Below are 25,535 nucleotides of genomic sequence, written 5' to 3' on the forward strand. Positions count from 1 at the left end.
CATCAGCCCGTAATCACATTTGATTGCCATCACCTTCACGGGTGAGGGCGTTGTTGTTCGTTAATACATCTACTTTGAGCCGGTTCACACTTTTAATGAAAATTACCGAAAATTTTCACGATGAGTTATGTAGACTGGCCGCCATTAATTTTGAGGCACACGTACTACATGGCTGAATTCGAAACCACTTTTGCAGATCTGGGGCTGAAGGCTCCTATCCTTGAAGCCCTTAACGATCTGGGTTACGAAAAACCATCTCCGATCCAGGCTGAGTGTATCCCACACCTGCTGGGCGGCCGCGATGTTCTGGGTATGGCCCAGACCGGTAGCGGTAAAACCGCAGCGTTCTCTTTACCGCTGCTGAACAACCTTGATCCTGAGCTGAAAGCACCACAGATTCTGGTGCTGGCCCCGACCCGCGAACTGGCGGTTCAGGTGGCTGAAGCAATGACTGATTTCTCTAAACACATGCGCGGCGTGAACGTGGTAGCCCTTTACGGCGGCCAGCGTTATGACGTGCAGTTACGCGCCCTGCGTCAAGGGCCACAGATTGTTGTCGGTACCCCAGGTCGTCTGCTTGACCACCTGAAGCGCGGCACTCTGGATCTCTCTAAACTGAGCGGTCTGGTGCTGGACGAAGCTGACGAAATGCTGCGTATGGGCTTTATCGAAGACGTTGAAACCATCATGGCCCAGATCCCAGAAGGTCATCAGACCGCTCTGTTCTCTGCAACCATGCCGGAAGCTATCCGTCGTATTACCCGTCGCTTTATGAAAGAGCCACAGGAAGTACGCATTCAGTCTAGCGTGACAACCCGTCCGGACATCAGCCAGAGCTTCTGGTCTGTCTACGGCATGCGTAAAAACGAAGCGCTGGTACGTTTCCTGGAAGCGGAAGATTTTGATGCGGCGATTATCTTCGTCCGTACCAAAAACGCGACTCTGGAAGTGGCTGAAGCACTGGAACGTAGCGGCTATAACAGCGCCGCGCTGAACGGTGACATGAACCAGTCCCTGCGTGAGCAGACTTTGGAACGTCTGAAAGACGGTCGTCTGGACATCCTGATTGCAACCGACGTTGCGGCACGTGGCCTGGACGTTGAACGTATTAGCCTGGTGGTTAACTACGACATCCCGATGGACTCCGAGTCTTACGTTCACCGTATTGGTCGTACCGGCCGTGCGGGTCGTGCTGGCCGTGCGCTGCTGTTCGTTGAGAACCGTGAGCGTCGTCTGCTGCGCAACATTGAACGCACCATGAAGCTGTCCATTCCAGAAGTTGAGCTGCCAAACGCAGATCTGCTGGGCAAACGCCGTCTGGAAAAATTCGCCGCGAAAGTACAGCAGCAGCTGGAAAGCAGCGATCTGGATCTGTACCGTGGTCTGCTGGCTAAAATCCAGCCAACGACTGAAGGCGAAGAGCTGGACGTTGAAACGCTGGCCGCGGCTCTGCTGAAAATGGCACAGGGCGAACGTTCTCTGATCGTTCCACCAGATGCGCCAATGCGTCCTAAGCGTGAGTTCCGCGAGCGTGACGACCGTTTCGAACGTCGTGACCGTAACGACCGTGGTCCACGCGATCGTAACGACCGTGGCGGCGAAGATCGTCCTAAACGTGAGCGTCGTGACGTTGGCGATATGGAACTGTACCGTATTGAAGTTGGCCGTGATGACGGTGTTGAAGTTCGTCATATCGTTGGCGCTATCGCGAACGAAGGTGATATCAGCAGCCGTTACATCGGTAACATCAAACTGTTCGGTACGCACTCGACTATCGAACTGCCAAAAGGCATGCCGGGAGAAGTACTGCAGCACTTTACTCGCACTCGCATCCTGAACAAGCCGATGAACATGCAGCTGATGGGCGATGCTCAGCCTCGTCCTGACCGTGGTGGTCGCGGTGGCGAACGTCGCGAAGGCGGTCGTGCATTCGGTGGCGAACGTCGTGAAGGCGGCCGCGGTTTCGGTGGTGAGCGTCGTGAAGGCGGCCGTGGCGATGGTCGTCGCTTCAGCGGCGAGCGCCGTGACGGTGGTAACCGTGCGCCGCGCCGTGATGATGCTGGTGCAGCACCACGTCGTGATGACTCTACCGGTCGTCGTCGCTTCGGCGGTGACGCATAAGCCTCACGGTTTATTAGCGTAAAGTAAACGATACAGCCCCGATCATTATGATTGGGGCTTTTTTTATTTCTTTTGTACTCATGTACTGGTACAGTGCGACACATTAAAATGCAGTAGCAAAATAATACACTGGAGAAAAGGCTGTATGGCGACACTAACCACCACCCAAACGTCACCTTCGCTGCTTGGCGGCGTGGTGATCATCGGCGGCACAATCATTGGTGCGGGGATGTTTTCCCTGCCGGTGGTAATGTCCGGTGCGTGGTTCTTCTGGTCGATGGCTGCGCTGGTGTTTACCTGGTTCTGTATGTTGCATTCGGGGCTGATGATCCTTGAAGCCAACCTCAACTACCGTATTGGTTCGAGCTTCGACACCATCACCAAAGATCTGCTGGGCAAGGGCTGGAACGTGATTAACGGTATATCCATCGCCTTTGTGCTCTACATCCTGACCTATGCCTATATTTCGGCCAGCGGCTCGATTCTGCACCATACTTTTGCCGAAATGTCGCTGAACGTTCCGGCACGTGCCGCGGGCTTTAGCTTTGCGCTGCTGGTGGCGTTTGTGGTGTGGTTAAGTACTAAAGCGGTAAGCCGCATGACGGCTATCGTTCTCGGCGCGAAGGTCATTACGTTCTTCCTGACCTTCGGCAGCCTGATGGGGCACGTTACGCCGACAACGCTGTTTAACGTTGCTGAGAGCAATGCCTCGTATACGCCTTACCTGCTGATGACCCTGCCGTTCTGTCTGGCGTCTTTTGGCTATCACGGTAACGTGCCGAGCCTGATGAAATACTACGGCAAAGATCCGCGAACCATCGTGAAATGCTTGGTTTACGGCACGCTGCTGGCGCTGGTGCTCTACACCGTATGGTTACTGGGAACGATGGGCAATATTCCGCGGCCTGAGTTTATTGGCATTGCGCAGAAGGGTGGCAATATTGATGTGCTGGTACAGGCGCTGAGCGGCGTGCTCAATAGCCGTAGCCTGGACTTGCTGCTGGTGGTGTTCTCTAACTTTGCGGTCGCGAGTTCGTTCCTCGGCGTGACGTTGGGCCTGTTTGATTACCTGGCTGACCTGTTTGGCTTTGATGACTCCGCGCTGGGGCGTTTTAAAACCGCACTTCTGACCTTCCTGCCGCCGATTATTGGTGGCCTGCTGTGGCCGAACGGTTTCCTGTACGCCATTGGCTATGCAGGCCTTGCGGCGACTATCTGGGCGGCGATTGTTCCGGCGCTGCTGGCGCGTAAATCCCGTAAGCGCTTTGGTAGCCCAAAATTCCGCGTCTGGGGAGGGAAGCCGATGATTGCGTTAGTGCTGGTGTTTGGTGTGGGCAACGCGCTGGTACATATTCTGTCGAGCTTTAATCTGCTGCCGGTTTATCAATAAGCGGCCGTACCCGGACAGACACAACAGACAGGCCGGATAAGATGTCACCCTTATCCGGCCTGAAAAAAGCGCTATCCCAACAGCGCTTTTTTTACATCCATCGCCAAGTCAAACGAATGCAAACGTGCCTGATGGTCAAAGATCTGGCCGTTGACCATAATCTCATCCGCCTGGGTTTCACGCAGCACCGATTCCAGACCATGACGAACTTTCTCTTTATCGCCAACCAGCGACATGCCTAACGCCTGATCGACGCCATATTTCTCCGACGGCGACCAGAACTTGCTCATATCTTCAATCGGTGGCGGCAGCTGCCCGGTTTCACCACGGCGCAGTTTAGTGAACGCCTGCTGCATGGAGGTGAAGAGGAATTCCGCATCGCGGTTACTGTCGGCGGCGATAATATTGATGCACACCATGGCGTACGGTTTTTCCAGGCGCGCCGACGGCTTGAAGTGGGTCCGATAGAGATGCAGCGCCTGGAACAGCATGTCCGGGGCGAAATGTGAAGCGAAGGCAAACGGTAGCCCAAGCTGCGCCGCCAGCTGCGCACCGTAAAGGCTTGAACCCAGCAGCCATACCGGGATTTTTTCGCCGTAGCCCGGTACCGGACGCACCTGTGGGTTTGGATCGCGGGCGTCGAACCAATCGACCAGTTCCGCCACGTCGCGTGGGAAGTTATCAATATCGCCCCCCATATGACGGCGCAGCGCGCGCATCGTTGGCTGATCGCTGCCCGGCGCGCGCCCAAGGCCGAGATCGATGCGTCCTGGGTAGAGCGTATTCAACGTACCGAACTGTTCGGCAATCACCAGCGGTGAGTGGTTTGGCAGCATTACGCCGCCCGATCCCAGGTGCAGTGTGGTGGTATTGGCTGCCAGATAGCCAATCAATACCGACGTAGCCGCGCTGGCGATGCCGGTCATGTTGTGGTGTTCAGCCAGCCAGTAGCGATGGTAGCCGCGCTTTTCAGCGAGCCTGGCAAGGTCGAGTGAATGGGAGAAGGCTTCCCGTGCGGAGGAACCTTGAGGGATCGGTGCGAGGTCGAGCACCGAATATGAAACGTTTTTGTCAGTCATAAAGGCTCACTTTGCTACAGCATATACACGTTATCTTTCAGGCTAGCCCACTATTCGCGGTGAAAAACCTGAATGATTCCGTGCATAGTCATCAGATTGAAGGTCTTCATCCAGCCGGGGGATGCCCGGCCAGAAAAGCTGCATCTTTAATAATGCATTAAAATTTGATGACTGTTGTTAACAAAGTGAGCGGTTTTTATCAGGCCTGCAGTTCCAGCCCGGCCAGTCGTTTCCAGTAACCGTTACAATCACTGTTGGCGGTCAACGGCAGCGGTGCGGCGCCATTTTCGTTGGCGCGGAAGGCGTCGAGCATGGCGAAGGTTTCATGACCCATCGGTGACAGACGGACCATATCAACCAGGCCGTGCATTGACGTCAGCTCATTGCCCAGGTTATAGACGTAACCGCTCATGGTCTGGATACCGTTAAGCACGAACACCTGTTGGTTTTCCTGTGACAGCATGCTGCGCCCGGTAGGGTACTTGATGCAGCAGGTCTCGCATTCATCTTTGGGTTTGTCTTCGGAACGGGCGGTAAAACAGCGGGCAGAATAGGCGAGCGGTAGATGGCCATAGCTCAGCACTTCCACTTCAAACTTATCGCGAATACCCAGTTCTGCACATTGATTGAGCAGGTTGACCAGCCAGTCGCGCGACAGCTCAACCGGCATGCACCAGCGCATCATGCCCTGTTTTTGCAGCAGGCGCAGGGTGACGGCGTTGTAGCAGTTCAACGCATGACCGGCAACAAACGGCAGCTTGCGGTCGGCGCACAGATTCACCACGCCGAGATCGCTGGCTTCTACCAGGAAATCACCGTTTTCGACATAGCGCTTGAGCTCACCCAGCTCGGATGACGCCTGAACCAGAGCGAGGGTCGAGAGCACCACCTGCTTGCCGCTGCCGGCGAGAGTTTTCGCCATATCCAGCCAGTCGCCGACTTTAGTGGCGCGACGCTTGCTGCATACCGCTTCGCCCAGATAAATGGTATCGGCGCTGCTGGCGGCGGCCTGCTGGTAAAAATCTTCCAGCGTCTCTTTTGGCCAGTAGTAAAGCACTGGCCCTAATGAATATTTCATTGCTGTTCCTACTGCCATTTACGGTGATACGCACCGAGGGTGGTCTGAGTACCTTCGGACATGGAGCCAAGCGTCTCCATCCAGGAAGCCTGTGGGACGAAGTTCTGTGGATCGGCCATGCAGCGGTCAATGGCCTGGCGCCAGACTTTGGCGACCTGGCTGACGTACGCAGGGCTGCGCTGACGGCCTTCGATTTTCACCGAGGCGATATTGGCGGCCAACAGCTCCGGCAGCAGTTCCAGGGTATTGAGGCTGGTCGGTTCTTCCAGCGCGTGATAGCGCTCGCCGTCGACCAGATAACGGCCTTTACACAGCGTCGGGTAGCCGGCGTTTTCACCGTCCTGATAACGGTCGATCAGCACCTCATTAAGACGGGATTCCAGGCCCTGCGGCGTTTGCTGCCAGCGCACGTAGCGCGCAGGCGAACAGGCACCCACGGTATTTGGCGACTCACCGGTGAGGTAAGAGGAAAGATAGCAGCGGCCTTCGGCCATAATGCATAGGCTACCGAACGCAAAGACTTCCAGCGGCACTGGCGTCACGCGGGCGAGCTGTTTTACCTGGTGAATAGACAGCACGCGCGGCAGGACTACGCGGGCCACCTCAAAGTTGCGATGATAAAAATTAATCGCCTCTTCGTTGGTGGCGGATGCCTGAACGGAGACATGGCGCTCAATATGCGGGTAGCGCTCTGCGGCATACTCAAGCATCGCGAGGTCGGCGAGGATCAGCGCATCGGCACCCAGCTGTGCCGCCATATCCACCGCGCGCTGCCAACGCACGTAGCCATCGGGATGCGCAAAGGTATTGATAGCGATGTGCAGTTTGCGGTTATGCTGGTGCACGAAGTTTACCGCTTCCTGCAGCTTCTTCTCGGTGAAGTTAAGACCGGCGAAATGGCGGGCGTTGGTATCATCCTTCAGACCGATATACACCGCATCGGCACCGTTTTCGATAGCCGCCTTTAGCGCCGGAAGGTTTCCGGCAGGGCAGAGCAACTCCATAATTCTTCCTGAGTTCGCGGCCCAGCAGGGGCGCATTATTGTTAATGATTAGGGATTTTAGTTAACCTATCGCTAATCATTTTTGATTTGAGGCAGACAAAAGCGTATTGATGACGGCAATAATCCCTCTGTCTCACGACATAATTGTTGATTTACGCCGCTATGTCGTTTATCTGATATGGCAAAATAACGGAACTATTGCATTCAGGGAGTAAAGCTTGTGTTGGATAAACTGCGTTCACGTCTGGTCCATGTAGCGCCAACTTTGATGAGCGTCCCGGTGAAATTTACGCCGTTCGCCCTTAAACGCCAGGTTCTGCAGCAGGTGTTAAGCTGGCAGTTCCGCCAGGCGCTCAATGACGGCGAACTGGATTTTCTCGACGGCCGCTGGTTAAGCATCGAGGTTCGCGATATTGGCCTCAAATGGTTCACCTCGGTACAGAACGAGCGCTTAATTGTAAGTGACAACGCCCAGGCGGATGTTAGCTTCAGCGCGGATGCCAGCGACTTGCTGATGATCGCGGCGCGTAAACAGGACCCGGATACGCTCTTCTTCCAGCGTCGGCTGGTCATCGAAGGCGATACGGAGCTGGGTCTCTATGTCAAAAACCTGATGGATGCCATTGAGCTTGAGCAGATGCCAAAAGCGCTGCGCGTGATGCTGATGCAGCTGGCTGATTTTGTTGAAGCTGGCCTAAAATCACCATCAGAAACTAAACATACATCGGTAGGTGAGCCATGCTGATTCGAGTAGAAATTGGAATTGATGCCCCGGGAATCGACGCGCTGCTGCGTCGCGCATTCAACGGTGATGGCGAAGCCAGTCTGGTACGCGATCTGCGTGAAGACGGCCTGATTACACTGGGGCTGGTGGCTACGGATGATGAAGGTCATGTTGTTGGCTACGTCGCCTTTAGCCCGGTTAGCGTTGAAGGTGAAGAACGACAATGGGTGGGTCTCGCACCGGTTGCGGTGGATGAAGAGTACCGCGGTCAGGGGCTGGCGCGCCAAATGATCTACGAAGGGCTCGACTCGCTGAACGAGTTTGGCTACGCGGCGGTCGTTACTCTGGGCGACCCGGCGCTGTACGGTCGTTTCGGCTTTGAACGTGCCGCGCAGTATGATTTACGCTGCCGTTGGCCGGGCACCGAAGAGGCGTTTATGGTCCATCCGCTGGCAGATGACGCGCTGAAAGGCGTACACGGTCTGGTGGAGTATTCTGACCACTTCAACCGATTTTAAGACTGTCCAGTAACGTTTCAAATGAACCGTCACCTGCGACGAGGCGCTCTTTCTGGCGCTTCGTCAGCTGCTTGATACGGTATTCGAGGCGCAGCGCCAGCGAGTGCTCACCGACCTCACCGTAAAATGCCAGCTTCAGCTCGCCTTTGCCGCGCAGCGCCTTCGCCCCTTTACCGCTTTGATGCTGGTGGAATCGCCGTTCAACATCGGTGGTGATACCGGTGTACAATTTGTTGTCCTCGGTCCGGACGAGATAAAGAAACCAACGCACGTGTGCCAACCTGTCTGTAAGGATGGTCGCACCATAGCATAACGGAGAGAACAGATGGAAACGCTCGCTGCCATTAGCCGCTGGCTGGCAAAACAACACGTGGTTAGCTGGTGCGTGGCCAACGAGGGTGAGCTGTGGTGCGCCAACGCGTTCTACGTTTACGACCCGCAGCGCGTCGCTTTCTATTTGCTCAGTGAAGAGACCACGCGCCATGGACAAATGACCGGCAAACAGGCGCCGGTTGCCGGTACCGTTAATGGTCAACCCAAAACGGTAGCGCTCATTCGCGGCGTGCAGTTTAAAGGCGAAATTCGCCTGCTGGATGGGGATGAGGCCGCGGAAAAACGGGCGCTGTACGTGCGCCGTTTTCAGGTTGCCCGCGTCCTGTCTGCCCCGGTCTGGGAGCTGCGCCTGGATGAACTGAAGTTCACCGACAACACGTTAGGCTTTGGCAAAAAACTCCACTGGCTGCGCGACTAACCGCCCATCTTCGGCAGCACGATCGTAAAGCACGTGGCGACGGTGTCCGACGTCACGCTAATCTTTCCGCCGTGCGCCCGCACGATCGACTTAACGATCGCCAGCCCAATGCCGCTGTTTTCCCCTTTGCGCTGCCGCGAGGGATCGACCCGGTAGAAACGATCGAACAGGCGCGGTAGATGTTCGGCCGGGATTGGCGTTCCCGGATTCTCCACGCGATAAAGAATATGGTTTTCCTGTTCGCTGACCTGCACGGTCACCGACATACCGCGCGGGGTATAACGGATCGCATTCGACAGCAGATTGTTAATGACCCGACGGATCATCAGCGGATCGCCTTCAATCAGCGATGGCTGCCCGACAAAGCGCAGTTTGACTTCACGCTCCTCGGCCCAGGCCTCAAAGAATTCAAAGACCTTGATCGTTTCGGTTTGCAGATCTAACGGCAGGCGTTCCGGGATCAGAAGGTTTTCATCGGCCTGCGCCAGAAACAGCATATCGCTCACCATCTTCGCCATCCGGTTGTACTCTTCGAGGCTTGAGTAGAGCACATCCTCCAGCTCTTTGATCGTGCGGGGTTGGCTTAAGGCGATTTCAGTTTGCGTCACCAGATTGGTGATCGGCGTGCGGATCTCGTGAGCAATATCGGCAGAGAAATTGGCCTGACGGCGAAAAACATCTTCGATCCGGCCGATCATCTGGTTGAACGAAATCACCAACTGTTCCAGTTCAATCGGCACGCGCTCGGGTTCCAGCCGCACATCGAGATTATCCGAGGTGATGTTTTTGATCTTCATACTCACGTTACGCAGCGGCTGGTGGCCTTTACGGACGGCGATCAGCACGATCCCGATAATCAACAGGCTAATGACGGCGGCGATCATCATCAAGTTGCGTTTGAGCTCATCGAGATAATGCAGGTGAAAATCGATCGACAGCGCAATCAGCAGCGTGTAGGTGCGCTCGTTGTCATGGAAGGTTGAGGCGATGACCCGGTAAGTGGTCGTTGGCCTGGCGCTGGCTTCATGCCCCGGCATTGGTGGCATGCTGCTGCCTTCCCAGCGGAACATGCGCTGGGTTTTTAGCTCCTGAGCAAACTGGGGAGAGGCAAAGATTGGCGATAAGTCAGGCCCATTGGGGGAGCGAAATAGCTGTGGGTTGTCCGGCGTGCGCAGCAGCACGGCAATATTGCGATAGCTGGCCAGCGCGCTGCCGATGTTGCTGATCTTCTCCGCCTCGGAAGTCTCCGGTGCGGTTAGCAATGAACTGAGCGTGGCGTTCACCTGTTTAAGGTCGCTTACGTCTTGTTCAGCGAAGTGTTTCTCCACCGAGTGCAGCATCATGCCGGTAAAGGCGGCAAAGGCGATGATGGTGGCGAGGCTAATAAAAAAGGTCAGGCGGGTCGCCAGCGAAAACGGGCGACGGCGCAGGTTAACCTTCATCGCGCACCTCGAGCACATAGCCTACGCCGCGGACCGTCTGAATCAACTTGGGCGAAAAGTCGTTATCAATTTTGGCGCGCAGGCGTTTAATGGCAACGTCGATGGCATTGGTATCGCTATCGAAATTCATATCCCACACCTGGGAGGCGATGAGCGATCGCGGCAGCACTTCGCCCTGATGGCGCAGGAAAAATTCCAGCAGGGTAAATTCTTTACTGGTCAAGGTGATACGGATATCGCCGCGCGTGACTTTGCGGGAAACCAGATCGAGGGTGAGATCGGCGACCTGAAATTGGCTTTCGACAATCACGGCAGCACCCCGGCGTAGCAGCGTTCTGACGCGTGCCAGCAGTTCCGCAAAGGCGAACGGCTTCACCAGATAGTCATCGGCGCCGAGTTCCAGCCCTTTCACCCGGTGTTCGATGGTGCCTAACGCGGTCAGCAGTAGGATCGGCATACCTTTATTGGCGGCGCGCAGCATGCGAACGATATCCCACCCGTTCACGTCCGGCAGCATAATATCGAGCACGATCAGATCGTAATCGGCAGTCATCGCCAGGTGATAGCCGTTAAGGCCATTGTCGGTGTGATCCACCACGAAACCCGCTTCCGTTAGCCCCTTGCTCAGGTACTCACCCGTTTTGATCTCATCTTCGACAACCAGTATTTTCACGCGCCCTCCATCGCTGCTGTGTGATGGGGCCATTCTAATGGAGCGCAGGGCGATAGCAAGACAGGGGAAGAGCCTGCGGCTGGCGCAGGCTCATATTGGAACCTTACTCCGCCCAGGCGTCCTGCCGTTTCAGCTCCTCATTGACCTTGTCGTTAATCTCTTTGAGCACAGTCGGAATATCCCCGTCGCAGTTGGCGTAAATTTTGTTGAAACCGTCGGCGGTAATCTGCCGCACCGGGATCCAATTTGGGATCTGCGGCATGTAGCGACCCTCTTTGGCGTAGGTTTCGGCAAACACCTCCCAACGCGGATCGTCGTGGTAATCCTTGATATTCAGCGTTTTGTTTACCGGCAGACGGACGATTGGCATCGAGGTGCTATCCACCGCCATGCCGATTTTTTGCCCTTCTGGCGAGATCAGAAATTCAAGGAATTTTTTCGCTGCCGCTTTGCGTGAGCTGGTTTTCATCAGGAATGCGGTGGTGCCTTCCGCCATGGAGGCTGCGCCGCCGGGGCCCGCCGGGGGTGGCACGACGGTGTAGGTTTGTTTGCCCGGAACTTTATCGAATAGCGCGATATGGTACGGGCCGGATGAGTACATACCGGTCTGGCCGGAGCGGAACGAGGTGTTGGCATCGGCGGTGGTGTGGTTAATGGCGCCCGGCTGCGCCAGCCCTTCGCACACCATGCCGCGCATAAAGGCCATCGCGCTGGCGATCTCTTTACTGTCCAGCGCAGCCTTAAATTTCCCCGGCTGGGTCGCAACTAAATAGTTGCCGCCCGCCTGCCACAGATAGGACGAGGAGAAAGAGCTGGCGTAGCCACGGGTGGTGGCTAGCGGCATGGTAAAGCCGTAGGTATCTTTTTTGCCGTTGCCGTCAGGATCGTCGTGAGTGAATGCCTGAGCGACCTTTTTCAGTTCATCCCAGTTGGTTGGCGCTTTCAGGTTCAGCTTGTTAAGCCAGTCCTGGCGGATAAACAGCGCATAGGTGTGTGCCGAAGTGGGTACGCCATAGTATTTGCCATCCGGCTGCTGAGTCGATTTCCACGCCGCCTCATACACATCGCTGCCGCCTTTCAATTCGCCCGGCTTAATCTCATCGACGATACCCAGCTGGACCATTTGGCCGACGATAATCGCATCGTTAAATACCACGTCGGGCAATGCCCCGCCGGTTGCTGCGCGCGCCAAACGCTGGTCAAAGTCGGTGACCGCATTAAAGTACTTTATCGAAATCCCGGTTTCTTTCTGGAACTGGTCGGCGAGCTTTTGATAGATAACTTTTGAATCATTGCTGGCGCGGATCCAGACATCGAGTTGTTCACTGAAGGCATGGGGTGAAAGGGTGAATAACAGGGCCAGACCTAGCGCTTTAGTTTTAACTTTCATTTTTGACTCCGGTTGACGGGCGAGACTATCTATCCCTGAACAGAGGTAAGAATGGGTGAAAAGGTGAAGCAAAATGATGATAGAAGCGGGCTTAGGGTGAAACAATGTTTTAATATTGGCACTGCATCAATATTGTGTCGTTGTGTGGCGAGTTTCACAGTAAAAATAGACTGTAATTAACAGGTTATTTTTATCTATATGAAATAATTGGTTTTTGTATTTTTAGTTTTATTCTTTTATCGACCTGAATGGTCGTTAAAGTGTGAGCCGATTATTGTTTTCATCATAGAGTGTGATGGCGGCGAATATTTGGAATTAAATAATCGTCTTTTTACCGATGAAATAAACCCGGGTCTTTCATTAGCGCTATTTTTCGCCAACGCGATCACAGCCAAATTTCCCTCTGCGGCTTAAATGACAACTTTGTCATTATCCTGTCACCGAGCAAACAGAGTCACTCCCGTAAGGTATGCACATTACCAGCCCCTTCTGATTTGGCTGAACAGGACGTGACATGCTTACTCTCAAACCGCTGACGCTGATGATGGCGTTTATTCTGGCCGGCTGTACTTCGCTGGCGCCGGACTATCGGCCGCCCGAAAAGGTGGTTCCGGAACAGTTTTCGCTCTCCCAGGGCGCGCTGGTGCCGACCGGCAGCCAATGGCAAGAGACCGGCTGGCAAACCTTTTTCGCTGACCCGCAGGCCAGGCGCTTGATTGATGTCGCGCTGCGTAACAACCGCGACCTGCGTATGGCGGTGCTGAACGTGGAAGCCGCTCGCGCGCAGTATAACGTGACCGATGCCGGGCGTTATCCGCAGCTTAATGGTACCTCTGGCGCAAACTACGAAGGCGATCTTCAGGGGCAAAAATCCACCACCAAAAGCTACGATGTGGGGCTGAATCTCAGCTACGAGCTCGACTTTTTCGGCAAGCTGAAAAACATGAGTGAAGCCGACAGGCAGAACGTCTTCGCCAGCCATGCGGCCCAGCGCGCGGCGCAAATCGTGGTGGTGACCAATGTCTCCCAGGCCTATTTCAATCAGCGTCGGCTGACCGCCCAGTTGGCGATTGCCAAAGAAACGCTGAAAAACTATCAGCAGTCCTATGCCTTTGTGGAACAGCAACTGGTGACTGGCAGTACCAACGTGCTGGCGCTGGAACAGGCACGCGGGGTGATTGAAAGCACCCGCGCCGATATCGCTCAGCGTGAAGGCGAACTGGCGCAGGCTAACCATACGCTCCAGCAGTTGTTGGGTAACTACAGTACCCCGTTAAGCGCCAGCGTATCCTCTGCCGAGTCGGTCCACCCGCTGCCGCTGCCGGCGAATCTCTCTTCCACGATCCTGCTTCAGCGCCCGGACATTATGGAGGCTGAGCATCAGCTCCGTGCGGCAGATGCCAATATCGGGGTGGCGCGAGCAGCATTTTTCCCATCGATTACTCTGACCAGCGGCGTTTCGAGCAGCAGCGCAACGCTCTCCAGCCTGTTTAACGCGGGCAGCGGCATGTGGAATTTTGTGCCGAAGATTGATCTGCCCATCTTTAACGCCGGACGTAACGAAGCCAACCTCGCGCTGGCGAACGTTAAGCAGCGCCAGGCGGTGGTGAACTACGAACAAAAAATTCAGGCGGCATTTAAAGCGGTCGCCGACACACTCTCGCTGCGTGACAGCATTCAGGCGCAACTGGTGGCCCAGCAGCGCTATTTGGCGTCGCTGCAAATCACTTCGCAACGCGCCCGCGCGCTCTATGCCAGCGGGGCGGTGAGTTATATCGAAGTGCTGGATGCCGAGCGTTCGCTGTTCGCCACCCGGCAAACGATCCTCGATCTGATTTATTCCCAGCAGGTTAATGAAATCAATCTGTTCAGCGCCCTTGGCGGCGGCTGGAAAGCCTAACTTTAATTCAGGAGTCTTGAGATATGCGTAAATTTATCACTCTGATGGGCGGCGTTTTTATGATGCTGGCGATGAAAGTACAGGCCGCAGAAATGCAGCATGACGGCCATGGACAGATGATGGATATGAGCGCGAAAGCGCAGGTTATTGAGGGGACTGGCATCGTCAAACGCATCGATATGGATGCGAAGAAGATCACCATCGACCATCAAGCGATCCCTGCCATTGGCTGGCCAGCGATGACCATGCGTTTCACCTTTAGCGAGCCGACCGAGGCGATTAAACAGCTCAAAGAAGGCGAGCAGGTTAACTTCAGCTTCGTTCAGCAGGGTAATCTTTCCCTTCTTCAGGACATCAAGGCGCTGTAATCACGATGACGACAGCCAAATTAAAATATACGGCCGCAATGGTTGGCAGCCTGATCATTGGCGGGCTGTCGACAGCCGCCATTAGCCACTTTATGGCGCCCGCAGCGCAGGCGGAATCCTCGCCGGCTGAACGCAAGGTGCTGTACTGGTACGATCCGATGAAGCCCGACGTGCGCTTTGAGAAGCCCGGTAAATCGCCATTTATGGATATGGACCTGGTGGCAAAATACGCCGATGAAGGCGGAGATACGCAGTCGAGCGGCGTGCGTATTGACCCAACGCAGGTGCACAACCTGGGGCTACGTACCGCCAAGGTCAGCAAGGGGCGGCTCGACTATACGCAAATCCTCCCGGCGAACGTCAGCTATAACGAATATCAGTTCGTGATTGTCCAGGCGCGGGCCGAAGGATTTATTGAGAAGGTCTACCCACTGACGGTAGGCGATAAAGTCCGCAAGGGCACACCGCTGGTAGCGGTGACGATCCCGTCATGGGTTGAGGCGCAGAGCGAATACCTGCTGCTGGCCAATTCTGGTGGTACCGCGACCCAACTGGAAGGCGTGCTTGAACGCCTGAGGCTGGCGGGGATGCCGGAAGCGGATATTCAACGCATGCGCACCACGCGGCGCGTACAGACGCAGTTTACCCTTACCGCGCCCATCGACGGCGTGCTTACCGCATTCAGCCTGAAAAGCGGAATGAATATCGCCAAAGACAACGTGGTGGCGCAAATCCAGGGCATGGATCCGGTGTGGATCAGCGCCGCAGTGCCAGAGTCGATTGCCTATCTGCTCAACGATTCCACCCGGTTTACGGTTTCTATTCCGGCTTATCCCGGAAAAAACTTCACGATCCAAAAAACCGCCATTCTGCCGAGCGTCGATCCGGCGACCCGCACGCTGCAGGTCCGCCTGCAGGTCAATAACCCCGATGAACTGCTCAAGCCCGGTATGAATGCCTATCTGAAGCTCAATGCGCAAAGCGACGAAATGCTGTTGATCCCGTCACAGGCGGTAATTGATACCGGTGATGAGCAGCGGGTGATCGCGGTGGATAGCAACGGTGAATTTGTGCCGAAGAAGATTCAGGTGCTGCATGAATTCCGGGATAAAACGGGCATTGCGGGTGGGCTGTCGGCGGGGGAATCGATTGTCGTGAATGGCCTGTTCCTGATTGATTCTGAAGCCAATATTAGCGGCGCGCTGGACAGAATGCGCCATTCCGCCGACGCCCATACCGGGCATTAAGGAGACGGCGATGATTGAATGGATTATCCGGCGCTCGGTCGCCAACCGCTTCCTGGTGATGATGGGGGTGTTATTTCTGAGCCTGTGGGGCGGTTGGACCATCGTAAATACGCCGGTTGACGCGCTGCCGGATCTCTCTGACGTGCAGGTGATCGTCAAAACCAGCTACCCAGGCCAGGCGCCGCAGATTGTCGAAAATCAGGTTACCTATCCGCTGACCACTACCATGCTGTCGGTACCGGGTGCCAAAACGGTCCGCGGGTTCTCGCAGTTTGGCGACTCCTACGTATACGTCATTTTTGAAGACGGTACCGATCTGTACTGGGCGCGTTCGCGCGTGCTGGAGTATTTAAATCAGGTACAGGGCAAACTGCCGCAGGGCGTCAGTTCAGAAATTGGCCCCGACGCGACCGGGGTGGGCTGGATTTTTGAATATGCGCTGGTGGATAAAAGCGGCAAACACGATCTGGCAGAGCTGCGCTCATTGCAGGATTGGTTCCTGAAGTATGAGCTGAAAACGATCCCCAACGTGGCGGAAGTCGCCTCGGTGGGCGGGGTGGTGAAGCAGTATCAGGTGCAGGTCGACCCGATGAAGCTTGCTCAGTACGGCATAAGCTTAAGTGAGGTCAAACAGGCGCTAGCTTCGTCCAACCAGGAAGCGGGCGGATCGTCGGTTGAAATGGCTGAAGCGGAATATATGGTCCGCGCGACGGGCTATCTGAAAAGCCTCGATGATTTTAATCACATTGTCCTGAAGGCCGGAGAGAACGGCGTACCGATCTATCTGAAAGATGTGGCCCGGGTGCAGATTGGCCCGGAAATGCGCCGCGGGATCGCGGAATTTAACGGTGAAGGTGAAGTGGCGGGCGGCGTGGTCTTACTGCGTTCCGGCAAAAATGCCCGTGAAGTGATTACGGCGGTGAAAGAGAAGTTGGCTGCGCTGCAAAAAAGCCTGCCTGCGGGCGTTGAGGTGGTGACCACCTATGACCGTAGCCAGCTTATCGACAGGGCTATCGACAACCTGCGATCGAAGCTGATTGAAGAATTTATCGTGGTGGCAGTGGTCTGTGCGCTGTTTCTCTGGCATCTGCGCTCGGCGCTGGTGGCGATCGTCTCGCTGCCGCTGGGACTGTGTATTGCCTTTATTGTCATGCACTTCCAGGGATTGAATGCCAATATTATGTCGCTGGGTGGGATCGCCATCGCGGTAGGGGCGATGGTGGATGCGGCGATCGTGATGATCGAGAACGCCCACAAGCGGCTGGAGCACTGGCAGGAGGCTCATCCAGGGCAGTTGATGGACAACAGCACCCGCTGGCGGGAGATCACCGACGCTGCGGTAGAAGTGGGGCCGGCGCTGTTTATCAGCCTGCTGATTATTACTCTGTCATTTATCCCGATCTTCACTCTTGAAGGGCAGGAGGGACGGCTGTTTGGCCCACTGGCCTTTACCAAAACCTACGCCATGGCGGGGGCAGCCGCGCTGGCGATCGTGGTTATCCCGATTCTGATGGGGTTTTGGATCAAGGGGAAGATCCCCGCAGAGGCGAGCAATCCGCTGAACCGCTTTCTGATCGCTCTCTATCATCCTCTGCTGCTGAAAGTGCTGCGCCGGCCGAAGCTGACGCTGCTGGTTGCGCTGCTGTCGATGTTTACCGTGCTGTGGCCGCTCAGCAAAGTGGGCGGTGAATTTTTGCCGAAGATCAACGAAGGTGACCTGCTGTACATGCCATCAACGCTGCCGGGGATTTCGCCGGGGCAGGCGGCGGTGCTGCTACAACAAACCGATAAGCTGATTAAAACGGTGCCGGAAGTGGCCTCGGTATTTGGTAAGTCGGGTAAAGCGGAGACGGCAACCGACTCTGCGCCGCTGGAGATGATTGAAACCACGATCCAGCTTAAGCCGCAGGATCAGTGGCGGCCGGGAATGACCCTCGACAAAATTATCGACGAACTCGATGCCACCGTGCGTCTGCCGGGGCTGGCGAACCTGTGGGTACCACCGATTCGTAACCGTATTGATATGCTGTCCACCGGGATTAAGAGCCCGATTGGAATCAAGGTGTCGGGCACTTCGTTAGCCGACATTGATGAGGCGGCGCAGCATATTGAAACGGTCGCAAAAACGGTGCCCGGCGTCGTCTCTGCGCTGGCAGAGCGGCTGGAAGGTGGGCGCTATATTGATGTGGATATCGACCGACAAAAAGCCGCGCGCTACGGGATGACCGTGGGTGATGTGCAGCTGTTTGTCTCATCCGCCATTGGGGGGGCAACGATCGGGGAGACCGTGGAAGGTGTGGCGCGATACCCGATCAACATCCGCTATCCGCAGGGATTCCGCGATGGCCCGACGGCGCTGCGTCAGCTACCGATTCTGACTCCCGGTAAACAGCAAATTACGCTGGGTGACGTGGCGCAGGTGAAGGTGGTTTCCGGTCCGACGATGCTGAAAACGGAAAATGCCCGCCCGGCGAGCTGGATTTATATCGACGCGCGAGACCGCGATATGGTCTCGGTAGTGCGCGATCTGCAAACCGCGATTAACCGCAGCGTCACGCTAAAACCCGGTACCAGCGTGGCTTTCTCCGGTCAGTTTGAGCTTCTGGAGCACGCCAACAAAAAACTCAAGCTGATGGTGCCGATGACGGTGATGATTATCTTCATTCTGCTGTATCTGGCTTTTCGCCGGGTGGAAGAGGCGCTGTTGATTCTGATGAGCCTGCCGTTTGCGTTGGTCGGCGGTATCTGGTTCCTCTACTGGCAAGGGTTCCACATGTCGGTGGCAACGGGCACCGGGTTTATTGCGCTGGCTGGGGTGGCGGCCGAGTTTGGGGTGGTCATGCTGATGTATTTGCGCCATGCCATCGAGGCCGATCCAGCGCTGCAGGACCCGAAAACCTTCAGTGAGGAACGCCTGGATGACGCGCTGTATCACGGTGCGGTACTGCGCGTTCGGCCTAAAGCCATGACCGTCGCCGTGATTATTGCCGGTCTGTTGCCTATTCTATGGGGAACCGGTGCGGGTTCAGAAGTGATGAGCCGCATCGCGGCACCGATGATTGGCGGCATGATCACCGCGCCGCTGCTATCGTTGTTTATTATCCCTGCGGCTTATAAATTGATAGCGTTACAGCGCAATAAACACCACGGATAATCGCACGGGGCTGTTCATTTAAGATTGAGCTACCCGGGGCGACCATCGGGTTGGGTGTCCCTCCGGGAACCCAATCCCGGTGTTTCCCCTAATGCATTGAGGTAAGTGAACAGCATCTCGCCAAAGGGTGGCGGACAACATTCGGAACCACACTCATGACCCGGCCAAGTGACGCGACGTCGGGAATACAAGGAGCGATGACATGTACCATATCCTCATCACCGGTGCCACCGGTCTGGTTGGTGGGCACTTACTCAACATGCTGCGCCGCGAGCCGCAGGTCGAATCCATCATCGCTCCCACTCGCCGACCGCTGGAACACGCTTTCGGTATTGGCAATCCGCATAATGCCGACCTGCGCGAGGCGCTGGCGGAAGTGAATACACCAGTTGATACCGTCTTTTGTTGTCTGGGCACCACGCAGAGCGAGGCGGGTTCGAAGTCAGCGTTCACTTACGTTGACTACGATTTGGTGGTGGAAACGGGACTCACGGGGCTCCGGCTTGGTGCGCAGCAGATGCTGGTGGTTAGCGCGATGGGCGCGAATACCCAATCGCCATTCTTTTACAATCGCGTCAAAGGACAAGCGGAGGCGGCACTGATTGCGCAAGGCTGGTCAACGTTGACGCTAGCGCGTCCGTCTATGCTGCTGGGCGACCGACGTTTGCCTCGGCTCAACGAACAGCTGCTGGCGCCGTTGTTTAGTCTGCTACCGGGAAACTGGAAGTCGATTCAGGCGGAAGATGTGGCGAAAGCGATGCTGAAAATGGCGAAGGAGCCAGGAACGGTTCCGCTGACGATACTGTCGTCACGACAGCTTAGAGAAATGGCCCGGCAGTGAATCTGCCGGGCAGCATGCTTACTGGATGTAGGTAAACGCAGTGGTGACACGCTTAACACCGCTCACGCGGCTGGCGATGTCGGCTGCGGCTTTGCCTTCACGGTCGGTAACCAGACCCATCAGGAACACTTCGCCGTTTTCCGTTGTCGCCTTCACGTTGGAGGATTTCACCTGGTCGGTCGTCAACAGCTGAGAACGAACTTTGGTGGTAATCCATGTATCAGAAGACGAGGTACCAAGGCTGATTGGCTGCCCCTGACGAATTTCGTTGAAGACTTCCGTTGCACCGTCTACGCCGACGGCAATCTGCTTCGCACGCGCGGCGAGGCTCAGATCCGGCGCCTGACCGGTTAACAGAACTTTGCCCTGATACGCGGTCACATTGATGCGGGCTTCTTTCTTAATCTGTGCATCTTTCGACAGGGCGCTGTTCACGCGAACTTCCAGCGTGCTGTCATCCACCTGAGTTCCCACTGTACGCGGATCGGTAGCGGCTTTGGTGCCGACTGCGGCCGTGCCAACAACGGCGGCGGCAATGCATCCCTGAAGCAGCAATGCGGAAATAAGGACTGCGAGGGTCGAAATTGCCTTCATTTATTCTCCTTAGTCGTCCTGGTGTGGGAAAAGAGTGTTATCAATCAGATCGCATAGGCAGTTAACCGTGAGCATATGCATTTCCTGAATACGCGCGCTGCGGTGCGAAGGGATGCGAATTTCGACATCCTGTTGCCCCAGCAGGCCCGCCAGCTCACCACCGTCATAGCCGGTGAGGGCGACGATGGTCATATCACGGGTAACGGCAGCTTCGACCGCTTTGACGATATCGCGACTGTTACCCCGCGTAGAGATAGCCAGCAGCACGTCGCCGGCGTGACCCAGCGCGCGTACCTGCTTGGCGTAGATCTCTTCGTGTAGACGATCGTTCGCTATCGCGGTTAAGACCACATTATCACTGTTTAGTGCAATCGCTGGTAAACCAGGGCGCTCGGTTTCATAGCGGTTAATCATGCAGGCAGCAAAATGCTGTGCGTTGGCCGCAGAAGAACCGTTGCCACAACAGAGAATTTTGTTGCCGTTAAGCAGTGACTGTACCAGGGTCATCGCTGCTCGGGAGATAGCGTCCGGAAGCGCTTCCGCCGCCGCGATTTGGGTTTGAATGCTTTCGGTGAAGCACACTTTAATTCTTTCGAGCACGATATCCCTTTACATTCTGTTAGCTAAAAGCGTTCTGGAGCCATTCGATCTCATTGCCCGTGAAGGCTAACACATCGAAACGGCAATCCACAGTATCAAAACTCCCATTGTGCCGGGCAAGCCACAAGCGGGCAGTCTGTAATAATTTTTGTTGTTTGCTGCGGGTCACACTGGCGGCTGCACCGCCGTAGGCCGCGGACGAACGGTAACGGACTTCGACAAACACCGTTACCGTAGCGTCATGCATAATCAGGTCAATCTCGCCGCTACGTTCATGCACGTTGGCGGCGATAAACTTCAGCCCCTGCTTTTCCAGCCAGCGACGCGCGCGGAGTTCCACCGCATCGCCGCGCTGTTTAGTGGTTAACTGGCGGGGACCACCTGTCCGTGTTGGTATTTGAGCCATGATAACTTCCTGTTAATCACGCAGTCCGGGTTGGCGCTGAGATCGCCAGTATTGCCGTTGATCTCGAAGCCCGGCATGCCGCGCATCTGGGCGAAATGATTCGCCAGCGCCCAGGCATCAACGCCCATCGCGTACAGACGAGCCAGCGAGTAGTCATTGTTGACCGCACGCAGCGCCTGCTGCATCAATGCCGGATTGCTGCCAGCCAGCATTGGAATTTCGCTGTATTGCAGGCCTTCCATCTCCAGACGGAAGTCCGGGCCTGAAGTGCCCTGCGCGCTACGCGAGCTGGCATACAGCAGAGAACCGCTCTGGCTGCCGTTACGCATCGCAATCATCGGTTTGATAAAGGCAATTTCTTCCGGCGTTGCCAGAATATAGGCAGCGTCGACCTTACCGCTACCGGTAATCTGTGCGTCGGTTGGGGCGGCTGGGATAGTCAGGCCGCCGATGGTCACACCCTGCGGCTGCGATTGGGTGGAGATAACCGGCGTGCCGGACAGCGCAATGCCGGAACCGCCGTTCACGCCGCCGCGCAGTTCAGACAGCGAACCGAATTTCTGCTGCAGCACCGTGCCGCCGCCCAGCTTCTGCCACTCATCGGCAAAGGCCTGCGTCACGCGATCGCCAAGGGTATTGCGCGGTACCAGCAGCAGCGGAGATTGTTTGCCCTGCTCATGGATATGTCGCGCGGCATCGCGGGCTTCATCTTCAGGAGAGAGCGCGAAGTAACAGATGTTGGCGTGATTGCTCACGTTTTCCGGCTGGTTGAGCGCCAGTACGTTCAGCGAGGTGTTGCTTTTCAGCAGCTCATCAACGTTGTTTTTCAGCAGTGGGCCGACCACCAGGCTAACGCCATCCTGCTGCGCCTGTGCCAGAATCTGGTTCAGCGGCTGGGCGGAAGTGTCATAAATTTTCAGCTCGGCGGATGGGTTTGCCGCTACGCTCGCGACAGCCTGTGGCTGCGCGGTGGGTGAAGGCTCTGCTGTCTCTGGTGTTGCTGTGGTGTCTGATTGGGCGGTGGCCGCGGCCTGAACCGGTGCTGCGGCCGCTGGTGCCTGGACCGGTGCCTGGGTTTGTGGGGAGGTCAGATCGGTAATTTCCGCCTGCGATGGGCTGATAACATCCGTGGACGCCGCTTGCGCCACCTGCTCAGGTACGGCGCTGCCGCTCACCGGTGAGATACCGTTCTTCGCCGCTTCAAAGCCTTTTTGAATGGTGCGGCCAAAGACCGACGCCTGGCCGCTTAATGGCAGCAGCAGGGCGATTTTATTGACCGAAGCCGGTTTAAAGCTCTGCACGTTGGCCAGCTGTGACGGCAACACTTTCGCCCCCGGGTTTTGCGGGTAGCGAGTCTGCCAGTCTTTAATCCCGGCTTTCATCATGTCGGGATCGTTGCGGTTATCAAACCAGACGCGCTGCAGATCCAGCCAGCCTTGCAGGACGTTCTCATCGGCATTGATGACCAGCGCGTTTGCCTGCGCCTGAGTCATGGAGGAGAGCACCTGCCAGGTGGCATCGCTGTTTTGCTGCTTTTCCGCTTGTGTCGCCAGCAGCGGAGCCTGAGCAATCAACGCCCGCAGTAGCGTCAGCGATGGTTTGCCCTGCTCGGCGGAGATGGTGTCTTGCCAGAAACGCGCCTGCAGTGCGCTGTCGAAATCATCGGCTTTGAGTTTTTGCAGTAATGCCTGTGCGCCGGCAAAATCTTTCTGCGCCAGCTTTACCTCAACGGCCAGCAGCGACTGCTCCTGGCGCTGTGCAGCGTTAAGCTCCTGCGGCAGCTGGTTGTACAATTCCAGCGCCTGCTGGCTCTTACCTTCTTTCAGCAGTGCACGAATGGCGAGTAATTGCCAGTTGGTCTTGCTATCATTCGAGCTTTGCTGCATCTGTTGCAGATAAAAGCCGGAGTCAGCCTGCGTCGCACCCTGAAGTTGGGCGGCACTCTGATCGGGAGCCTGGGTTCCACAGCCTGCAAAAATCAGCGCAGCCAGGATAACAGGCAGACAGCGCGCGGCTTTCATACGAGAAAATGTTGAGGGTACCATACTGTATCCAGTGATATTTTTTACGCAATGCTCAATATTAAATCGGCAATACGGACTAAACAATGAAACAACACGAATCGGCGGATAATACTCAAGGCCAACTCTTTATTGTACCTACTCCTATCGGAAATTTGGCTGATATTACCCAACGAGCGCTAGAAGTATTGCAAGCTGTTGATTTAATTGCGGCTGAAGACACGCGACATACCGGTTTATTGCTGCAACACTTCGCAATTAACGCCCGGATGTTTGCGCTGCACGATCACAATGAGCAACAAAAAGCACAAATGCTGGTGGATAAGCTCAAAGAGGGGCTGAACATCGCGCTGGTTTCCGATGCCGGCACGCCGCTGATAAACGATCCTGGCTACCATTTGGTGCGCACCTGCCGTGAAGCCGGTATCCGCGTGGTTCCACTGCCGGGGCCTTGTGCAGCGATTGCCGCGCTGAGTGCCGCAGGGCTGCCGTCAGACCGTTTCTGCTACGAAGGCTTTTTGCCGGCCAAATCCAAAGGCCGCCGCGATGCGATGAAGGCAATCGAAACGGAACCGCGCACCCTGATTTTCTACGAATCTACCCACCGTCTTCTCGATAGCCTGGAGGATATGGTCGCGGTGTGGGGGGAAGCGCGCTATGTGGTGCTGGCCCGTGAGCTAACCAAAACCTGGGAAACCATTCACGGCGCGCCGGTAGGTGAACTGCTGGCGTGGGTGAAAGAGGATGAAAACCGTCGCAAGGGTGAAATGGTGCTGATTGTCGAAGGCCATAAAGCGCAGGATGACGAACTGCCGGCCGACGCGCTGCGTACCCTGACGCTGCTGCAAAGTGAGCTACCGCTGAAGAAAGCGGCGGCGCTGGCGGCGGAAATTCACGGCGTGAAGAAAAACGCGCTGTATAAGTATGCCCTGGAGCAGCAGGGGGAGTAAGCAATAGGCCGAACTTGCGTGTTTCGGTTGCCCGATAACGCGCTTTGAATCGCAAAGAAAAAGGCAGATGGCGAAAGTTATCTGCCTTTGTTTTTTCTGGGCATCAGGATTGCTTTCGCATCCTCTCTATCGCCTGTTCCAGCCAGTAGCGCTGTGTGCCAAAGTTAATGCGGATGAAACGCTCGCCATCCTGAACATAATGACTACCATCCTCAATAATGACCCCTGCATGGTGGGCGAAATGGTTCACCACTTCCGTCGCCGTACGCCCGCTGCCGCTGACATCGATCCACGCCAGGTAAGATGACTCTGGCGTCATCATCTTCCACTCTGGAAAATGTGTTTGAATGGCGTCAGCAAGATAGTGAGCGTTGCTACGCAGATAGCCGTTGAGCGCGTCGAGCCAAGGTAGACCATGCTGATAGGCTAGCGCTATTCCCCAGACGCCAAAAATATTGGGGGAAGTAATGGAGTTTTTTTCCAGCTGCTGGCGAAAACGCTGACGTAGCTGCGCATCCGGGATGATGGCGTACGACGTTTTGAGCCCACCCAGATTAAATGCCTTATTGGGTGAGGTCAGCAGAATCAGATTGTCCTGAGCCGCCCCACCAGCTGTCAGACAGCTGGTGAATTCACCCGTCAGAATGTGTTCGGCATGCACTTCATCGACCACCAGAACAACGCCATAGCGCTGGCAAAGATCCGAAGCCTGGCGAATTTCGCTCAGCGTCCAGATGCGCCCGGACGGATTATGCGGAGAGCATAAAAGCCATAGCTTTGGTTTGTGGCGCTTGAGCTGATCTTCGATAAGCGCAAAGTCGAGATGATAGCGGTTATCTTCAATTTTTAGCGGATTCGCCAGTACCTGTACGCCCTGACGCTGTGTCGCCATGGCAAACGGGTCATAAACCGGCGTATTCATCATCACGCTATCGCCAGGCTGACAGAATGCCTGCACCAGGTAGTGCAGCGTAGAAACGGTGCCGTAGGTGAGGGTTATCCAGTCGCGCTCGACGTTGACATGGTGGCGATCGCGCTGGAAGCCGATCACGGCAGCATAAAATTCATCAAAGCTGTAGGTGTAGCCAAAGGTTCCGTGCTCCACAATCCGCTGGAAGCCATCAATGACGGCGGGCGGTGACGTGAAATCCATGTCGGCAATCCACAGTGGAATAAAATCCTGTGGCACCTCTCCGAAGCGAGAGCAGACAAATGCGTGGTCCCATTTACGGCACTTATCGCTTTTACGCTCGATGATTTTATCGAAATCGAACATCTCCAACT

General features: G+C 55.7%; 24 protein-coding genes. 12 read left to right on the forward strand and 12 right to left on the reverse strand.

Translation table 11 applies throughout. From position 1 onward, the window contains the following. The first annotated feature begins 95 nt into the window (after positions 1-95). The 3 genes from yrbN (at position 96) to mtr (ending at position 3,511) form a co-directional block, all read left to right on the forward strand. Positions 96-176 (forward strand): protein YrbN, encoded by an 81-nt coding sequence (gene yrbN, locus KCR01S_RS25105; protein WP_085954934.1) that lies wholly within the window; start codon positions 96-98, stop codon positions 174-176. Next, positions 169-2,121, forward strand: a complete 1,953-nt coding sequence (locus KCR01S_RS07475) for a DEAD/DEAH family ATP-dependent RNA helicase (protein WP_061281687.1) — start codon at positions 169-171, stop codon at positions 2,119-2,121. The genes yrbN and KCR01S_RS07475 overlap by 8 nt, the downstream gene beginning before the upstream one ends. A gap of 145 nt (positions 2,122-2,266) precedes the next feature. Further along, the gene (mtr, locus tag KCR01S_RS07480; RefSeq protein WP_061281689.1) at positions 2,267-3,511 is read left to right on the forward strand and encodes a tryptophan permease; all 1,245 of its coding nucleotides are present in this window, start codon (positions 2,267-2,269) and stop codon (positions 3,509-3,511) included. Between the two features lie 71 nt (positions 3,512-3,582). Here mtr and KCR01S_RS07485 read toward each other — a convergent pair whose 3' ends face one another. From KCR01S_RS07485 to ubiU, 3 genes are all read right to left on the reverse strand, one after another. After that, positions 3,583-4,590, reverse strand: coding sequence for a luciferase-like monooxygenase (locus tag KCR01S_RS07485; protein ID WP_052283659.1), 1,008 nt, complete (start codon positions 4,588-4,590; stop codon positions 3,583-3,585). Positions 4,591-4,789: 199 nt separating this feature from the next. Then, positions 4,790-5,668: a U32 family peptidase gene (locus KCR01S_RS07490; protein WP_061281691.1), complete on the reverse strand. Its 879-nt coding sequence runs from the start codon at positions 5,666-5,668 to the stop codon at positions 4,790-4,792. Between the two features lie 8 nt (positions 5,669-5,676). Then, a complete protein-coding gene (ubiU, locus tag KCR01S_RS07495) occupies positions 5,677-6,672 on the reverse strand; it encodes a ubiquinone anaerobic biosynthesis protein UbiU (protein WP_061281693.1) in 996 nt (331 codons plus the stop codon). 220 nt (positions 6,673-6,892) lie between these two features. On the opposite strand from ubiU, the gene ubiT reads away from it, so the two are divergent. Beyond that, the gene (gene ubiT, locus KCR01S_RS07500; RefSeq protein ID WP_061281695.1) at positions 6,893-7,417 is read left to right on the forward strand and encodes a ubiquinone anaerobic biosynthesis accessory factor UbiT; all 525 of its coding nucleotides are present in this window, start codon (positions 6,893-6,895) and stop codon (positions 7,415-7,417) included. Beyond that, positions 7,411-7,914: a GNAT family N-acetyltransferase gene (locus KCR01S_RS07505; protein ID WP_061281697.1), complete on the forward strand. Its 504-nt coding sequence runs from the start codon at positions 7,411-7,413 to the stop codon at positions 7,912-7,914. Before ubiT ends, KCR01S_RS07505 begins: the two co-directional genes overlap by 7 nt. On the opposite strand, the gene KCR01S_RS07510 is transcribed toward KCR01S_RS07505, so the two are convergent. Continuing rightward, entirely contained in the window at positions 7,901-8,185 is a 285-nt protein-coding gene (locus KCR01S_RS07510; RefSeq protein WP_061281699.1) for a GIY-YIG nuclease family protein, read from the reverse strand. The genes KCR01S_RS07505 and KCR01S_RS07510 overlap by 14 nt on opposite strands. 54 nt (positions 8,186-8,239) lie before the next feature. On the opposite strand from KCR01S_RS07510, the gene KCR01S_RS07515 reads away from it, so the two are divergent. Further along, positions 8,240-8,665 carry a YhbP family protein gene (locus tag KCR01S_RS07515; protein ID WP_061281701.1) on the forward strand — a complete coding sequence of 142 codons (426 nt, stop codon included), beginning with the start codon at positions 8,240-8,242 and terminating at the stop codon, positions 8,663-8,665. Here KCR01S_RS07515 and KCR01S_RS07520 read toward each other — a convergent pair. The 3 genes from KCR01S_RS07520 to KCR01S_RS07530 form a co-directional block, all read right to left on the reverse strand. Continuing rightward, positions 8,662-10,107 carry a Cu(+)/Ag(+) sensor histidine kinase gene (locus KCR01S_RS07520; RefSeq protein WP_061281703.1) on the reverse strand — a complete coding sequence of 482 codons (1,446 nt, stop codon included), beginning with the start codon at positions 10,105-10,107 and terminating at the stop codon, positions 8,662-8,664. The two genes, KCR01S_RS07515 and KCR01S_RS07520, sit on opposite strands and share 4 nt — an antisense overlap. Further along, positions 10,097-10,780, reverse strand: a complete 684-nt coding sequence (locus KCR01S_RS07525) for a copper/silver response regulator transcription factor (protein WP_061281705.1) — start codon at positions 10,778-10,780, stop codon at positions 10,097-10,099. The genes KCR01S_RS07520 and KCR01S_RS07525 overlap by 11 nt, the downstream gene beginning before the upstream one ends. A 103-nt stretch (positions 10,781-10,883) precedes the next feature. Continuing rightward, complete coding sequence (locus KCR01S_RS07530; protein ID WP_061281710.1) at positions 10,884-12,170, reverse strand: ABC transporter substrate-binding protein; 1,287 nt, start codon at positions 12,168-12,170, stop codon at positions 10,884-10,886. Between the two features lie 514 nt (positions 12,171-12,684). Here KCR01S_RS07530 and KCR01S_RS07535 point away from each other — a divergent pair. From KCR01S_RS07535 to KCR01S_RS07555, 5 genes are all read left to right on the forward strand, one after another. Beyond that, positions 12,685-14,070: a Cu(I)/Ag(I) efflux RND transporter outer membrane protein gene (locus KCR01S_RS07535; protein ID WP_061281711.1), complete on the forward strand. Its 1,386-nt coding sequence runs from the start codon at positions 12,685-12,687 to the stop codon at positions 14,068-14,070. A gap of 23 nt (positions 14,071-14,093) precedes the next feature. After that, positions 14,094-14,438, forward strand: coding sequence for a PilY2 family type 4a fimbrial biogenesis protein (locus KCR01S_RS07540; RefSeq protein WP_061281713.1), 345 nt, complete (start codon positions 14,094-14,096; stop codon positions 14,436-14,438). 5 nt (positions 14,439-14,443) lie between these two features. Further along, the gene (locus KCR01S_RS07545; protein ID WP_061281716.1) at positions 14,444-15,685 is read left to right on the forward strand and encodes an efflux RND transporter periplasmic adaptor subunit; all 1,242 of its coding nucleotides are present in this window, start codon (positions 14,444-14,446) and stop codon (positions 15,683-15,685) included. A 10-nt stretch (positions 15,686-15,695) separates the two neighbouring features. Then, positions 15,696-18,839, forward strand: a complete 3,144-nt coding sequence (locus KCR01S_RS07550) for a CusA/CzcA family heavy metal efflux RND transporter (RefSeq protein WP_061281718.1) — start codon at positions 15,696-15,698, stop codon at positions 18,837-18,839. A 202-nt stretch (positions 18,840-19,041) separates the two neighbouring features. Next, a complete protein-coding gene (locus tag KCR01S_RS07555; protein ID WP_061281720.1) occupies positions 19,042-19,680 on the forward strand; it encodes an NAD-dependent epimerase/dehydratase family protein in 639 nt (212 codons plus the stop codon). Positions 19,681-19,698: 18 nt separating this feature from the next. Here KCR01S_RS07555 and dolP read toward each other — a convergent pair whose 3' ends face one another. Genes dolP through KCR01S_RS07575 form a run of 4 tightly spaced genes read right to left on the reverse strand, consistent with a single transcriptional unit; the run spans position 19,699 to position 23,325 of the window. Continuing rightward, entirely contained in the window at positions 19,699-20,274 is a 576-nt protein-coding gene (dolP, locus tag KCR01S_RS07560; protein WP_061281722.1) for a division/outer membrane stress-associated lipid-binding lipoprotein, read from the reverse strand. A gap of 9 nt (positions 20,275-20,283) precedes the next feature. Next, entirely contained in the window at positions 20,284-20,874 is a 591-nt protein-coding gene (diaA, locus tag KCR01S_RS07565) for a DnaA initiator-associating protein DiaA (RefSeq protein ID WP_052283675.1), read from the reverse strand. 19 nt (positions 20,875-20,893) lie between these two features. Further along, positions 20,894-21,280, reverse strand: a complete 387-nt coding sequence (locus KCR01S_RS07570; RefSeq protein ID WP_061281724.1) for a YraN family protein — start codon at positions 21,278-21,280, stop codon at positions 20,894-20,896. Continuing rightward, a complete protein-coding gene (locus KCR01S_RS07575) occupies positions 21,238-23,325 on the reverse strand; it encodes a penicillin-binding protein activator (RefSeq protein ID WP_061281726.1) in 2,088 nt (695 codons plus the stop codon). The genes KCR01S_RS07570 and KCR01S_RS07575 overlap by 43 nt, the downstream gene beginning before the upstream one ends. Positions 23,326-23,387: 62 nt before the next feature. Here KCR01S_RS07575 and rsmI point away from each other — a divergent pair, with 62 nt between their 5' ends. Then, positions 23,388-24,251 carry a 16S rRNA (cytidine(1402)-2'-O)-methyltransferase gene (gene rsmI, locus KCR01S_RS07580; RefSeq protein ID WP_061281728.1) on the forward strand — a complete coding sequence of 288 codons (864 nt, stop codon included), beginning with the start codon at positions 23,388-23,390 and terminating at the stop codon, positions 24,249-24,251. A gap of 103 nt (positions 24,252-24,354) precedes the next feature. Here rsmI and KCR01S_RS07585 read toward each other — a convergent pair whose 3' ends face one another. After that, on the reverse strand, positions 24,355-25,527 hold the full coding sequence (locus KCR01S_RS07585) for a MalY/PatB family protein (RefSeq protein WP_061281730.1): 1,173 nt from the start codon (positions 25,525-25,527) through the stop codon (positions 24,355-24,357). Between the last annotated feature and the right edge of the window lie 8 nt (positions 25,528-25,535).

It is taken from the genome of Kluyvera cryocrescens NBRC 102467, assembly GCF_001571285.1.
Lineage (GTDB): Bacteria > Pseudomonadota > Gammaproteobacteria > Enterobacterales > Enterobacteriaceae > Kluyvera > Kluyvera cryocrescens.

Coding starts and splice junctions, on each gene's coding strand:
- dolP (WP_061281722.1), bottom strand. CDS start 20,274: ATGAAGGCAATTTCGACCCTCGCAGTCCTTATTTCCGCATTGCTGCTT.
- KCR01S_RS07505 (WP_061281697.1), top strand. CDS start 7,411: ATGCTGATTCGAGTAGAAATTGGAATTGATGCCCCGGGAATCGACGCG.
- KCR01S_RS07545 (WP_061281716.1), top strand. CDS start 14,444: ATGACGACAGCCAAATTAAAATATACGGCCGCAATGGTTGGCAGCCTG.
- KCR01S_RS07555 (WP_061281720.1), top strand. CDS start 19,042: ATGTACCATATCCTCATCACCGGTGCCACCGGTCTGGTTGGTGGGCAC.
- KCR01S_RS07575 (WP_061281726.1), bottom strand. CDS start 23,325: ATGGTACCCTCAACATTTTCTCGTATGAAAGCCGCGCGCTGTCTGCCT.
- rsmI (WP_061281728.1), top strand. CDS start 23,388: ATGAAACAACACGAATCGGCGGATAATACTCAAGGCCAACTCTTTATT.
- KCR01S_RS07490 (WP_061281691.1), bottom strand. CDS start 5,668: ATGAAATATTCATTAGGGCCAGTGCTTTACTACTGGCCAAAAGAGACG.
- KCR01S_RS07475 (WP_061281687.1), top strand. CDS start 169: ATGGCTGAATTCGAAACCACTTTTGCAGATCTGGGGCTGAAGGCTCCT.
- KCR01S_RS07485 (WP_052283659.1), bottom strand. CDS start 4,590: ATGACTGACAAAAACGTTTCATATTCGGTGCTCGACCTCGCACCGATC.
- mtr (WP_061281689.1), top strand. CDS start 2,267: ATGGCGACACTAACCACCACCCAAACGTCACCTTCGCTGCTTGGCGGC.
- KCR01S_RS07570 (WP_061281724.1), bottom strand. CDS start 21,280: ATGGCTCAAATACCAACACGGACAGGTGGTCCCCGCCAGTTAACCACT.
- KCR01S_RS07585 (WP_061281730.1), bottom strand. CDS start 25,527: ATGTTCGATTTCGATAAAATCATCGAGCGTAAAAGCGATAAGTGCCGT.
- KCR01S_RS07530 (WP_061281710.1), bottom strand. CDS start 12,170: ATGAAAGTTAAAACTAAAGCGCTAGGTCTGGCCCTGTTATTCACCCTT.
- KCR01S_RS07520 (WP_061281703.1), bottom strand. CDS start 10,107: ATGAAGGTTAACCTGCGCCGTCGCCCGTTTTCGCTGGCGACCCGCCTG.
- ubiU (WP_061281693.1), bottom strand. CDS start 6,672: ATGGAGTTGCTCTGCCCTGCCGGAAACCTTCCGGCGCTAAAGGCGGCT.
- KCR01S_RS07550 (WP_061281718.1), top strand. CDS start 15,696: ATGATTGAATGGATTATCCGGCGCTCGGTCGCCAACCGCTTCCTGGTG.
- KCR01S_RS07540 (WP_061281713.1), top strand. CDS start 14,094: ATGCGTAAATTTATCACTCTGATGGGCGGCGTTTTTATGATGCTGGCG.
- KCR01S_RS07535 (WP_061281711.1), top strand. CDS start 12,685: ATGCTTACTCTCAAACCGCTGACGCTGATGATGGCGTTTATTCTGGCC.
- KCR01S_RS07515 (WP_061281701.1), top strand. CDS start 8,240: ATGGAAACGCTCGCTGCCATTAGCCGCTGGCTGGCAAAACAACACGTG.
- yrbN (WP_085954934.1), top strand. CDS start 96: ATGAAAATTACCGAAAATTTTCACGATGAGTTATGTAGACTGGCCGCC.